Source organism: Vibrio coralliirubri (assembly GCF_024347375.1).
Classification (GTDB): domain Bacteria; phylum Pseudomonadota; class Gammaproteobacteria; order Enterobacterales; family Vibrionaceae; genus Vibrio; species Vibrio coralliirubri.
The window spans coordinates 2895876-2909371 of record NZ_AP025470.1 but is presented as its reverse complement, the minus strand read 5'-3'; the positions used below and the strand labels follow the sequence as shown (position 1 = coordinate 2909371).

At 45.8% G+C, this 13496-nt stretch carries 9 protein-coding genes and 1 pseudogene; 8 read left to right on the top strand and 2 right to left on the bottom strand.

Annotated features, from left to right (window positions below):
* Window positions 1-6: 6 nt before the first annotated feature.
* The 7 genes and pseudogenes from OCV20_RS13265 (at window position 7) to tadA (ending at window position 6946) form a co-directional block, all read left to right on the top strand.
* A complete protein-coding gene (locus tag OCV20_RS13265; RefSeq protein WP_086775474.1) occupies window positions 7-513 on the top strand; it encodes a GspH/FimT family pseudopilin in 507 nt (168 codons plus the stop codon).
* The gene (locus tag OCV20_RS13260; protein ID WP_086775475.1) at window positions 494-1126 is read left to right on the top strand and encodes a PilW family protein; all 633 of its coding nucleotides are present in this window, start codon (window positions 494-496) and stop codon (window positions 1124-1126) included. The genes OCV20_RS13265 and OCV20_RS13260 overlap by 20 nt, the downstream gene beginning before the upstream one ends.
* Entirely contained in the window at window positions 1123-2463 is a 1341-nt protein-coding gene (locus tag OCV20_RS13255) for a hypothetical protein (protein ID WP_086775476.1), read from the top strand. The genes OCV20_RS13260 and OCV20_RS13255 overlap by 4 nt, the downstream gene beginning before the upstream one ends.
* The gene (locus OCV20_RS13250) at window positions 2453-2902 is read left to right on the top strand and encodes a prepilin-type N-terminal cleavage/methylation domain-containing protein (protein ID WP_086775477.1); all 450 of its coding nucleotides are present in this window, start codon (window positions 2453-2455) and stop codon (window positions 2900-2902) included. The genes OCV20_RS13255 and OCV20_RS13250 overlap by 11 nt, the downstream gene beginning before the upstream one ends.
* 298 nt (window positions 2903-3200) lie before the next feature.
* The gene (locus OCV20_RS13245) at window positions 3201-4763 is read left to right on the top strand and encodes an AbgT family transporter (RefSeq protein ID WP_086775478.1); all 1563 of its coding nucleotides are present in this window, start codon (window positions 3201-3203) and stop codon (window positions 4761-4763) included.
* A 194-nt stretch (window positions 4764-4957) separates the two neighbouring features.
* Window positions 4958-6247: a hemolysin family protein gene (locus OCV20_RS13240; protein ID WP_086775479.1), complete on the top strand. Its 1290-nt coding sequence runs from the start codon at window positions 4958-4960 to the stop codon at window positions 6245-6247.
* A gap of 85 nt (window positions 6248-6332) precedes the next feature.
* Window positions 6333-6946 (top strand): annotated as a pseudogene (tadA, locus tag OCV20_RS13235) (tRNA adenosine(34) deaminase TadA).
* A 61-nt stretch (window positions 6947-7007) separates the two neighbouring features.
* Here tadA and OCV20_RS13230 read toward each other — a convergent pair.
* On the bottom strand, window positions 7008-7139 hold the full coding sequence (locus tag OCV20_RS13230) for a hypothetical protein (protein ID WP_017059878.1): 132 nt from the start codon (window positions 7137-7139) through the stop codon (window positions 7008-7010).
* Between the two features lie 317 nt (window positions 7140-7456).
* Window positions 7457-9025 (bottom strand): membrane-bound lytic murein transglycosylase MltF, encoded by a 1569-nt coding sequence (mltF, locus tag OCV20_RS13225; protein WP_086775481.1) that lies wholly within the window; start codon window positions 9023-9025, stop codon window positions 7457-7459.
* Between the two features lie 329 nt (window positions 9026-9354).
* On the opposite strand from mltF, the gene purL reads away from it, so the two are divergent.
* Complete coding sequence (gene purL / locus OCV20_RS13220; RefSeq protein WP_086775482.1) at window positions 9355-13266, top strand: phosphoribosylformylglycinamidine synthase; 3912 nt, start codon at window positions 9355-9357, stop codon at window positions 13264-13266.
* Window positions 13267-13496 lie beyond the last annotated feature (230 nt).

Here is a 13496-nt window from a genome sequence, read left to right as displayed (position 1 = left end):
TGGGAAATGACTCGCGGGTTTACTTTATTAGAGCTGTTAGTAACGGTATCGGTGCTGTCGATACTGATAGCTTCGGCTGCCCCGAGTTTTAGTTCGGTTACTGAAACCGTCAAGATGCAGCGACTCGCCGGAGATTTGAATGGTTTTCTCATTCAAGCCAAGTCTGAATCGGTTAAAAGGAACCAAGATCTGTGGGTGCATTTTTCTATGGATAAAAATGAAGTGCAATCTACCGGAGAATGGACTGTGCGGTTAAAGCCTACGGAGGATCTTTCTGGAGAAACATTACTGATGTTGTCAGGCGAACCGTTTCGAGATGTATCGTTTTCCCATAACTACACAGGTGCAAGAATCAGTTTTGAGAGTGTAAGAGGAAGGCCATCCAGAGGTACGATTTATCTCTTTCCTAATGGTGTGTCAACCGACCGACTTTTAATCAAATTATCTAGCCCACCGGGTCGAATAAAGGTATGCGGCGAGTCGAGCGCACAGTATGGCTATTATGCGTGTTAAGTCGATTGTGGCAGTGCCTAGCAAGCAACAAGGCACATCATTGATTGAGTTAATGGTGGCGTCCGTTATTGGCATCTTCGCGATTTCGATTATCGGCAGTGTGTTTATTACCGGGCAGCGAATTGCCAAAGATAAGGGTATTGAATTACTACTGCTGCAAAACCTAACCAGTACTATGCAGGTCATGAAAGAAGATATTCAACGAGCGGGCTACGATGGATCTAATGGTTATTCAATCAAGTTGTCTGGTGCGACGGATACCATTCAAGTAAGCGGTGGTGTTGCTGTTGGCTTTGTTTACTTCCGAGAGGGGTCGAGCGCAAGTAAAGATCATCGACATATCGTTTACCGTAAGAATGGTACTCGACTACAAATATGTGAAAAAGGCACGCTTGTTAGCGAGGATCTCCTTTCTTTCAATGAAGTCACCGGATGTTATTCGCTGTTTGATGACAGCCTGATCGAGGTGGACGCATTCAGCGTTGATGCTCACCTATTAGAGCAGAACTCTATTAAAACCACGCTTACCGATATTAGCATCACAGCTTCAATTCCAACCGCGGGTGTTTCTAAGTCGGTTTCGGTTTCTGTTAAACAAAGGAACTGGCAATGATGATGTTTAGAAAGCAACGCGGTGTGGTGACTTTATTGATTACGTCGGTGCTTTTAATTGGATCTTTGGTGGTGACGTTAGGCACGTATCGCAGTGTTTTCCATCAAATTAAAGTTGCTCAGAATGAAGTTCAGGGCAGACAAGAACACTGGCGCTCGGAAGGGGGCTTAGAGTGTACCTACTCCTATTTACTTGAATTCGGCAAGACAATTGCTGATATCAAAGACGCGAGTGCTCGTCCTGCAGATTTTTCTGATTGGTGTTCTCCTTACGAAAATAAACCGCAGATCGACATCTCTGATAGTGCGATTTCTAGCGCTTACATCGTAGCGTCATCCTCAAACGCACAGTCACTTTTTAAGACAATAAGAGAAAGATCTCAGTTCGGCAGTGGAGCGATTCAGTCGACGGGGCCTATTGAGCTTATTGGTACCTTAAGCTTGAAACCGACAGCAAAAGAAGACCCAATCAGCGGCAATGAATACGAGTGTGTCAGCGTCTCTTTTGCTGATCTCTTCACCTATCAATATGACACAAAACATAGTAATTCTGGGCAGGCATTGGGGTTAGAGGTGTTGGATCCGAGTGTTGATGGTCCATTTTCTGGCTTCGATGGCATATGCCATAGTGAGTATAAAACGGAGATCCCGAAAGGTACTTCCGGTACTACTCATTCGATTTATGCCCCTGATTACTATCAAGGCACTAATCCAGCGCCTTTCCAAAAAGACTTTAATCCTGATCCCAATATGAATCCCTTTTACACCTTTTTTGGTGTCGCTAAAACCGAGCAAAATATTGTCGATTTATCACAAGATACGGATTTGTTTAAGCATGTTCAGCTATTGAATGCGACTGAGTGCGGAACTGAGATAATGGACCACTTTACGGCAGGGCAAACCAAAGGGCTGTGGATTGAAGGCAACTGCCATATCAACGCTGCGGTTTCGGCGACCATCAATCCATCACAGCTTTTGGTTGTGCAGGATGGTGTGTTGGCTCTGAATGGAGCCATGGCTTACAACGGAGTGATTTACCATTTGGTCGATTATCAAAAGAGCCATGTGAAAAATCGAGTCGATGGTTTCTGGAATTCGCTCGCTGCTAATAACGTGTTTGCGCCTTTTATCAAAGATATTGATGAGGCTAGCGTCGTTAAAAAAAGTGTCGGGATTCAGTTTGCATCTGGTTTGCCTTCTGGTGGCCTTATTTTTGACTCACCAGCAGGTGTGACGACCATTGTTGGTGACATGGACTTAGATTTTCGTGCGGATTCTAATCCGATTGATCCGCCTTCAACTTATCAGTGGAAGCGAGGATCATGGAATGATTTCTAAGAACTCAGGTTTTAGCTTGATAGAGGTTCTTATCTCTTTTCTGTTGATTGGTGTTGCCTCACTAGGGCTGGTTAAATTGCAGGTCTACGCTGAACAAAAATCGGATTTTGCGCTCCACAGCGTAGAGGCGCTGCATTTTGCTGAAAGGCAGATGGAGTATTATCGAACTCGGGCGTCTAATGTGAGTGGAGCGGTAAGTTTAATTCCTTTTTCGGAACTAAATCAGGCGAGTCATTGTCTCAACATAGCAAGTTCAGATCCTTTATCCGGTTTGTCGGATTCTGCCTATGCCATGACCTGTGAAGTGACTGATGCAAATGGTGCTCTGTCTAGCGCGTTAAAAAGCATTACTGTCACAATTGCATGGCAAGATCGTATGAACCACACACAAAGCATTTACCTCGAAACTATGCTCTCCAAATACAGTGAGTTTGATTGACCCTCAAGCAAACGTTTACTGCATGCCAAGGCTCATGCCACTCCTTTTACTGATAATTTTCACTTCTCGGACATTGTTTGCGTGCTAGTTAAAACTCTGTATATGGAATGGTGTTTTTTGTGTTTTTATATTGTTGTGGTTGTATGGTGTTTTTGCAAAATATGTCTCCATTTATGGAAAATCAGGTGGAATCTTGTGCTTTTTAACAACGACTTTAATAGAATATGTGCTGTACCAATAGGCCGTGGTCAAAACTTATATTAGGCCTAAACAAAACAACATCACATATGGAGTTACAATGAGTAACCAAGCCGTAAAAAAAGCACCATCGACTGAGAAGATCAGTGGTATGGACCGCTTTCTAAACTTCATTGAACGCGCCGGCAACAAAATTCCAGATCCAGCAATCCTGTTCTTCTGGGCTCTAGTTATTGTATGGGTAGCATCTGCACTTTTATCGAATCTTTCATTCGACTTAATCAACCCTCAAACGGGTGCTGCTCTTGAAGTAAACAACCTACTAACTGGTGAAGCGCTTGCTAGCTTCCTAGCGAATATGGTTACCACGTTCACAGGCTTCGCACCTCTAGGCATCGTACTTGTTGCTATGCTAGGTGTTGGCGTTGCAGACTCTTCAGGCTTCATTACGACTGGCCTTAAGAAGATGCTTAACTTCACGCCAGCTAAGCTACTAACGCCAATGCTAATTCTTGTTGCTATCGTATCTCACACAGCAGCAGATGCAGGTTACGTTCTAGTAATCCCTCTTGGCGGTATCATCTTCCACGCTGCGGGGCGTCATCCTCTAGCGGGTATTGCAGCAGCGTTTGCTGGTGTATCAGGTGGTTTCTCAGCGAACTTTATCCCTTCAGGTATTGATCCGCTACTAGCAGGTTTCACTCAAACAGCGGCAAACGTTCTTGACCCTGCATACGTGGTTAACCCTCTAGCGAACATCTTCTTTACTGGCCTATCTTCAGTTCTTATTGTTGCTATCGGTTGGTACGTAACTGAGAAGATTATCGAGCCTCGTCTTGCTAATACGCCAGTTGATGAAGATGCAGAGCAAGCTCCTGATCTAGGCACGTTCACGGCAATCGAATCTAAAGCATTCAAATTTGCTGGTTGGGCAATGGTTGCAGGTATTGGTCTGCTTATCGCAGCTTTGGTTCCTGAAAACTCAGCACTTCGTTCGCCGGAAGGTGAGCTAACAGCGTTCTCAGCACCAGTGATGAAGTCTATCGTTCCTCTTATCTTCATCCTGTTTATTATTCCGGGTATCGTCTACGGCCGTGTAGCGGGTACTTTAAAGAATAGTAATGATGTTATCAAAGCAATGTCTGAGACGATGGCAACGATGGGCGCATACATTGTAATGTCGTTCTTCTGTGCTCAGTTCCTATCTGCATTCGCTCAATCAAACATCGGTACTATGCTGGCACTTTACGGTGCTGAAGGCTTGAAAGCGATGGACCTTCCAGGTGAAGCAACGGTTGTTGGTATGATTCTACTAACGGCTTCAGTTAACCTGCTTGTAGGTTCGGCTTCAGCTAAGTGGGCTCTTATCGGTCCAATCCTAGTTCCAATGCTAATGGTTGTGGGTATCTCTCCTGAGCTATCTCAAGCGGCTTACCGTGTAGGTGACTCAGTGTCTAACATCATCTCTCCACTAATGGTGTTCTTCCCACTGGTTGTTGTTTACTGTCAGCGCTACGTTAAGTCGACAGGTATCGGTACTCTAGCTTCTCTAATGATGCCATTCTCGATTGCTATGCTAATCGGTTGGTCTATCTTCTTGCTAGCTTACTGGGCTCTTGGTATCCCACTAGGTATCCAAGCACCTTACACTTACACAATGTAAGATTGAACTAAGCAAAACTAAGCTTTATTCATTGCTAAGCCCGCACTGAAATGTGCGGGCTTTTTTTTTGCTATTTTTTTATATCCAAGACTTTTCCTATATCCAAAACTTTTTATATCCAAAATAAACGCACTCAGCTTATACTCCGGATTACGGCTAATTGTTGGCCGGTAAATTTAGGAAATCCAAGCCACATGAAGATTCTGCTTTTAGTAGGGTTAATTGTTTTAAATGGTCTGTTTGCCATGTCAGAGATTGCATTGGTAGCAGCAAAAAATAGTCGGCTGAAACGCTTAGCCGAAAAACACCGTTCCGCTCAGATTGCTCTTGAGCTCAAAGAAAACCCAACCCGCTTCCTCTCTACAATCCAAATCGGTATCACGGTAATCGGCCTACTCAGCGGTATTGTGGGTGAGGCGACGCTATCGGCTCCACTGGCCGTTCAACTGGAACTGTGGGGATTAGACCCAACACAAGCAAATATCTTGTCTACTGCAGTTGTGGTGGTAGGTATTACTTATTTCGCTATCGTTGTCGGTGAGTTGGTACCAAAGCGTTTTGCTCAGTCTCAAGCTGAAAACATCGCTGTGTTAGTCGCATTGCCAATCTTCTGGTTATCTAAAATCGCGACGCCGTTTGTGTTTGCATTGTCGGCTTCAACGGAAGGTATTCTTAAGTTGATGGGCCGAGGCGGAGAAGAAGATAGCGTTACTGAAGATGATATCCATGCACTTGTAAAAGAGGGCTCTGAATCGGGTGTGATTGAACGCGGCGAACAAGAGATGATTCGTAATATCTTGCAGCTTGATGATCGCCTTGTGAGCTCATTGATGACTCCGCGTCGAGACATCGACTTTCTGGATGTCGACCAACCCGTTGAGCAGATATTAAAGAAACTGCGTTCATCAAAACACAGTGTGTTTCCATTGTGCCAAGACCACCTCAATAAAGTGGTGGGTACAGTGTCAGCCAAAGCGTTACTGAATCAGGCGGGCAATTTAAGCATTCAAGTGATCATGGGGCTGTCTCGCTCGCCGATCTATGTTCCAGAATCGATGAAAGCTCTGCGTTTACTTGGCTACTTTAAAGAGTCGGGTACCGAGATGGCATTCATTGTCGACGAGTATGGCGATGTTCAAGGCCTTGTGACTCATTACGATATTCTTGAGGCGATTGCTGGCGAGCTATCGAATAACCCAAACGATCTTTGGACCGAGCAAGTGGAAGACGGTTTGCTGGTGGATGGATTGATTCCTATCAGTGAACTGAAAAACCGTTTAGAGCTGTCAGATATTGAGGGCGAAAGCGAGAGCTTCCAAACGTTGAATGGCCTTGTGACTTGGTTAATCGGGCGTTTACCGGATGCAGGCGAAGTTGTTCAATACCAGCAGTGGCAGTTTGAAATTATCTCTGTCGAGAACAATCGCATTGTGAGCATCAAAGCGACGCCAATAGCCGATGACACAGAAGGCGTTAATAGCTAATAGTTCGACCAACCAGCAAGCGGCAATGGTTCATTGTCTCTTGTTGTCTTAACCTCTTTATTGTTCATTATCACGAAGATTAGGTATGCTTCACCGCATACCTATTTTCGTTTTTATCCTTTGTTTTTGGAGTTCCCTTTGTCAGACCATCAATTCACCCCTCAAGATGAAATCTTTATGCGACGCGCCATAGAGGTAGCTAAGCAAGCAGAGAGTGAGGGAGAGGTTCCTGTGGGGGCTGTATTAGTGAAAGATGGGGAGATTATCTCTGAAGGATGGAACCGCTCGATTGGCAGCCACGATGCAACGGCACATGCAGAAATTGAAACCTTGCGTAAAGCCGGTCAAACCTTAGAAAACTATCGTCTACTCGATACCACTTTATACGTCACGCTAGAGCCTTGCCCCATGTGCGCAGGTGCCTTGCTACACAGCCGAGTAAAGCGGATTGTGTTTGGTGCCCCAGACTTAAAAGCGGGTGCTGCAGGTACAGTGTTGAATTTGTTTGAAAGCCAGGCCTCATACCACTTTGCCGACGTTGAACATGGTTTGTTAGAGGAAGAGTGCCGTGAGCAATTACAGGCGTTTTTCAAGCGTCGTAGAAAAGAGATAAAAGAGATAAAAGAGAAGCGAAAGCAAGAACGTTTGTTGCAAGAGCAGCGTTTAGAGGCGGAGATGAAGGCTGGCAACAAGAAATAGCAGCGTACTTTCGGCACTCTCAATCGCAAGAGTGCCAAGCAAACTGATTGAGTAACTACATTTACTCAGCAATCATCTGCATGAAAGCGCGATTGCGCCAAATGATCTTCTTTTTATTATTTGAAAGCATACGCTTACGACGGTTTGCAGCAACGGTCTTATCAAGGCGTTTCGATTTCAGTTTCTTCATCATTTCAATGATTTCCTATTTGTCGTCTGACTTTTTAGTTTGGACTAACGATTTAATTATAGTGTTATTCGTTTGTTTGGCCTGTCGCACGCTTGGCTTACTTAGAAGAGCAGTTCTAGCCTAAAGCCAGGATCGAAGTGCAACAGAGCATAATCTTGATTGTGGTGTGCCGTTATAAGGCTCGATTGTTACTGTAATATGACACTCGAGCTCTCATCATTATTTTCCCTGTCTCTTCTCCTTATCACGTAGCGACGAAAGAAGAGTCGAAAAAAGACAATAAAAAAGAGCAATGCTAGATGGCATTGCTCTTTTGGTTTTTATTGCGAAGGCTCAGAACTGCTTACTGTCGACTGAGCTGCGCTGATACTCGATTCAGCACCTGAGGTCTCTAAAGGTGGGATCACCACCAAACCTTCAAGGGTCGCTTCTTGTTCTTTATTGCGCTTATTTACATGGCCAATAATACTTTGGTAATAACGGCGAATGTTTTCAACGTAGTTTCTCGCTTCATCGCCACGTGCATACCCATATCGAGTTTGGCTGTAGTATTTCTTCTGTCTCAATAGAGGCAATCTGTCTTTTACATCACCCCAAGCGTCAGGATCACCACCTTGTGCCTTCGTGAGGCGACGCGCGTCCATCATGTGTCCGTAACCGACATTGTATGAGGCTAGGGCAAACCAGATCTTCTCGTGCTGAGTGATCGAATCTGGCACTCGATTAACGATACGACGCAGGTATTCAACCCCGCCTTGTACCGACTGTTTCGGGTCGAGACGGTTGGTTACCCCAACACTCTTCGCGGTTGGCAGTGTCAACATCATCATGCCACGAACACCTGTTGGTGAGCGTGCAACAGGATTCCAGTGTGATTCTTGGTAGGCTAAAGCGGCAATCAAGCGCCAATCAAATTCTTGAGAGTACTTTTGAAATAGCGGTGACCATTTTGGCAGCTTGCTGTCCAGTGCTCGGATAAAGGCGCGAGTATCAACGTAGTCAAAAGTACCGATGTGGCCGATGTATTTCTCTTCCAGTGAAGCCAGTTCACCAGACTGTTTTAGGTTACCGAAGAACTCAATCAACAGAGCATAAAGGCTTTCATCTTCAGACTTCTGCAAATACCAAGAGATAGGTTGGTCTTCTGTCAATTCAAAAGCCAAAGCTACGTCTGGGTATAAACGTTGTGCCAGTGATAGCTCAATCGAGTCAGCCACTGTGAATAAGCGCTCGCCAGTCGATACTTCTTTGAGCAGGTCGTTGATATCAGCATTGCCGACCGCATCATAGATAAAGTCATCGTGTGTTTTCTGCAGCTGTTTTAGTGTTGGCTCAAAGTGTGAGTCTTTCACCACGACCAAAGATGGCGTTAATGTGTCAGTAGACGCCGCCTCTTCTGATTCAGTTTGTGCTTTAACAAAGTCAGCCTGACGCTCATTCTCGAAATTGATCAGTTGCTCAAGATTTCTTGGTCGCCACTGGCCTTTTTTGTATACGACCTGTTGGCTTACATAGTAATAAGCAGGCGCGGCGCGATAAGCGCGTGTCAGTTTGCTGTTTTGCGTTAAGCCGGTCGCGATAAGATCGATCTCGCCTTTCTGCAGTGCAGGGAACAAGCCAGACAAACGGTAAGCGGGTTTAACCTCAAGCTTTACACCAAGCTCCTGCGCAAATTCACGAGCTAATTCGTAATCCAAGCCAGCAGGGCCATCAGGACCGATGTAATAAGAGAGTTGGTTATTTAGGGTGCCGACACGAAGAACGCCACGATCTCGTATCTGCTCAAGGACACTTTTAGGTTCAGATTCAATCTGGCATCCAGCTAACCCAAATAGGGCGATGGCGAGCAGAAGGAACTTAGACGAAAAGATGAGCGTAAATTTAGGCATCAAAATGAAATCTCGAAAAGTGGAAGCCCCTTTATACCAAACCCCGCAAGGCTGGCAAAGCAGGTTTAATTAAACAGTTGTAAAAGTGGTGATAAATGCAGCAAAAGTACCATTTACGCAGAAAGATAAAAAAAATCACGCAAACGGTTGCTTTTGGTGTTACGTCACAAAAAGAAATGCTTTATAATGCGCTCGCATTGAAGAGGTGGAATCGGCATAGGTTTGGCAACCTTCGGGAATAGCTTCGAAGAAAACAGTTAGGTTGTTCCTATAACCCACTGAATTTATTCCAATACTACCTTAATCAACTGCATAAGAGACGTAAGCACATGAGAATTTTGCGTGGCTCCCCAGCTCTATCTGAGTTTCGTGTTAACAAGCTTTTAGAGCTTTGTCGTGAATTAAGCTTACCTGTAACAGGTATTTACGCTGAGTTTGCCCACTTTGCTGATCTAACGGCAGACCTAGATGAGTCTGAAGTTGAGAAGCTAGAAAAGCTACTGACTTACGGTCCAACGATTGAAGAGCATGAACCTGAAGGTTTACTGCTGCTTGCAACGCCACGCCCGGGCACTATCTCGCCTTGGTCTTCAAAATCAACAGATATCGCACACAACTGCGGACTGGCTAAAGTGTCACGTCTAGAGCGCGGTACTGCTTTCTACATTGAAACCTCTGCTGAACTTTCTGAGCTTCAACTTGTTGAGCTGAAAGCAATCTTGCACGACCGTATGATGGAAGTGGTTTTCACTGACTTCGAATCAGCGGCTGCACTATTTACCGTTGCTGAGCCTGCTCCTTATGCGGAAGTTGACCTATTAACTGGCGGACGTAAAGCGCTTGAAAAAGCAAACGTTACCCTAGGTCTCGCGCTTGCAGAAGATGAGATTGATTACCTTCTTGAAAGCTTCACTGAGAAGCTAGGTCGTAACCCGACTGACATCGAGCTAATGATGTTTGCACAAGCGAACTCAGAGCACTGTCGTCACAAGATCTTTAACGCTGATTGGACTATCGATGGCGTTAAGCAAGAAAAATCATTGTTCAAGATGATTAAGAACACCTTTGAAACGACACCAGAACACGTTCTGTCTGCTTATAAAGATAACGCAGCGGTAATGACTGGTTCTGAAGTTGGTCGTTTCTTCCCAGATCCAGAAACTCGCCAGTACAGCTACCACCAAGAAAAAACACACATCTTGATGAAAGTTGAAACGCATAACCACCCAACTGCAATCTCTCCGTGGCCGGGCGCATCGACAGGTTCAGGCGGTGAAATTCGTGATGAAGGCGCAACCGGTATTGGTGGTAAGCCAAAAGCGGGTCTTGTTGCTTTCTCTGTATCTAACCTTAAGATCCCGAACTTCGTTCAACCTTGGGAAACTGACTTTGGTAAGCCAAGCCGTATCGTTACAGCTCTGGATATCATGCTTGAAGGTCCTCTTGGTGGCGCGGCATTCAACAACGAATTTGGTCGTCCAAACCTACTTGGCTACTTCCGTACTTACGAAGAGAAAGTAAACTCTCACGCAGGTGAAGAAGTGCGTGGTTACCACAAACCAATCATGCTAGCGGGTGGTCTTGGCAACATCCGTGACGAGCACGTTCAGAAGAAAGAGATCCCAGTAGGTGCAAGCCTAATCGTTCTTGGTGGTCCTGCGATGAACATCGGCCTTGGCGGCGGTGCGGCATCTTCAATGGATTCTGGTTCTTCTTCTGAAGATCTTGATTTCGCTTCTGTACAACGTGAAAACCCAGAAATGGAGCGTCGTTGTCAGGAAGTTATCGACCGTTGTTGGCAGCTAGGTGATGCAAACCCAATCGCATTCATCCACGATGTGGGCGCGGGCGGTATCTCGAACGCACTTCCTGAGCTAGTAGACGATGGCGAGCGTGGCGGTATCTTCAATTTACGTGACGTACCAAACGATGAGCCGGGCATGAGCCCACTTGAGATCTGGTGTAACGAATCTCAAGAGCGTTACGTAATGGCAGTTGCTGATAAAGACATGGCAACATTCGACGCGATTTGTAAGCGTGAGCGTGCACCATACGCAGTGGTTGGTAAAGCAACGGAAGAGCGTGAGCTTAAACTTGAAGATTCACACTTCGACAACACGCCAATCGACATGCCAATGGACATCTTATTAGGTAAAACACCTAAGATGCACCGTGACGCTAAGACGCTAAAAGCGAACAACCCTGCGATTGACCGCTCTGGTATCGAGATGAACGAAGCGGTTGACCGTGTTCTTCGCTTGCCAACAGTCGCTGAGAAAACATTCCTTATCACCATCGGTGACCGCTCGGTAACAGGCCTTGTAGCTCGTGACCAAATGGTTGGTCCATGGCAGGTTCCTGTTGCTAACTGTGCTGTAACAGCAGCAAGTTACGACTCTTACCACGGTGAGGCAATGTCTCTTGGTGAGCGTACGCCAGTGGCACTTCTAGACTTCGGCGCATCGGCTCGTCTAGCGGTTGGTGAAGCTATCACTAACATCGCAGCGACCAACATCGGCGATATCAAACACATTAAACTGTCGGCTAACTGGATGTCTCCAGCAGGTCACCCTGGTGAAGATGCCGGTCTTTACGAAGCGGTTAAAGCGGTTGGTGAAGAACTATGTCCAGCACTGGGTCTAACTATCCCAGTGGGTAAAGACTCAATGTCGATGAAGACTAAGTGGGAAGAGAACGGCGAGCAAAAAGAAGTAACCTCTCCGCTATCTCTTGTTATCACTGCGTTCGCACGTGTTGAAGATGTTCGTAAGACGATTACTCCCCAGCTTCGCACCCCTGATAACCTTGAAGGATTAGGCGACACTTCACTAGTGCTTATCGATCTAGGTAACGGCAAAAACCGTATGGGTGCGACAGCACTTGCACAGGTTTACAAGCAGCTTGGTGATAAGCCAGCAGATGTAGACAACGCAGCGCAACTAAAAGGTTTCTACGAAGGCGTTCAAGCACTTGTAGCGAACGACCAAGTTGTCGCTTACCACGATAAAGGCGATGGTGGTCTATTCGTAACGCTAGCAGAAATGGCGTTCGCAGGTCACTGTGGTGTTAACGCTGATATTGCGGCGTTAGGCGAAGATACACTTGCGGCACTATTCAACGAAGAACTGGGTGCTGTAATCCAAGTTCGCAACGATGACCTAGACGTAGTACTTGCTACTCTTGCAGAAAACGGCCTAGAAACGTGTTCACATGTCATTGGTTCTGTTGAAGCGTCTGATGAGCTAGTGATTAAGTCTGGTGAGTCTGTAGTAATTGAACGTAACCGTACTGAACTACGTACTATCTGGGCTGAAACCACGCACAAGATGCAAGGTCTGCGTGATAACCCAGTGTGTGCTGACCAAGAACACGAAGCGAAGAAAGACAACTCAGACCCAGGTCTGAACGTAAAACTAAGCTTTGATGTAAACGAAGATATTGCAGCGCCATTCATCAACACAGGTGCTAAGCCTAAGATGGCGATTCTGCGTGAGCAGGGTGTTAACTCTCACGTTGAAATGGCAGCTGCATTTGACCGTGCAGGCTTCGAAGCTACCGATATTCACATGAGCGACATCCTAACGGGTCAAGCGGTTCTAGAAGAGTACAGCGGCCTTGTGGCTTGTGGTGGCTTCTCTTACGGTGATGTATTAGGTGCTGGTGAAGGTTGGGCTAAGTCGGTTCTGTTTAACGACTCTACTCGTGACCAGTTTGAAAACTTCTTCAAGCGTGAAGATACCTTCTCTCTAGGTGTGTGTAACGGTTGTCAGATGTTGTCTAACCTACGTGAACTTATCCCAGGAGCTGAGTACTGGCCACGTTTCGTTCGCAACGAATCAGAGCGTTTCGAAGCACGTTTCAGCCTAGTTGAAGTTCAGAAGTCAGATTCTGTATTCTTTAACGGCATGGAAGGTTCTCGTATGCCAATCGCAGTTTCTCACGGTGAAGGCCGCGTAGAAGTGCGTGACAACGACCACCTAAACGCGATTGAAAACTCAGGTACGGTTGCACTACGTTACGTTGATAACAACGGTAACCAAACGCAGCAATACCCGAACAACCCGAACGGTTCGCCAAACGCTATCACTGGTTTAACGACGACAGATGGCCGTGTGACTATCATGATGCCGCACCCAGAGCGTGTATTCCGTACGGTTGCAAACTCTTGGTCTCCGGAAGGTTGGGGCGAGAATGGCGCTTGGATGCGTATGTTCCAAAACGCACGTAAGAATGTGGGTTAATCACTTTCTTACTAGCCGCATTAATCTAGGCTAGGTTATGCAAAAATGAAAAGCGCAGATCGAAAGGTCTGCGCTTTTTTATTTCTCAAAATTTAGGAACCAGAGCGAAGAAATTAACATTTGCAGTTTGCTGTTCTAAAAATCTCCACTACGCTAAATGTTATGGAATCAATTTGTTAGGCCATGAATTTCTGTATGTGTGCAGGTTTGGCTATGCAAAAACTGAATCA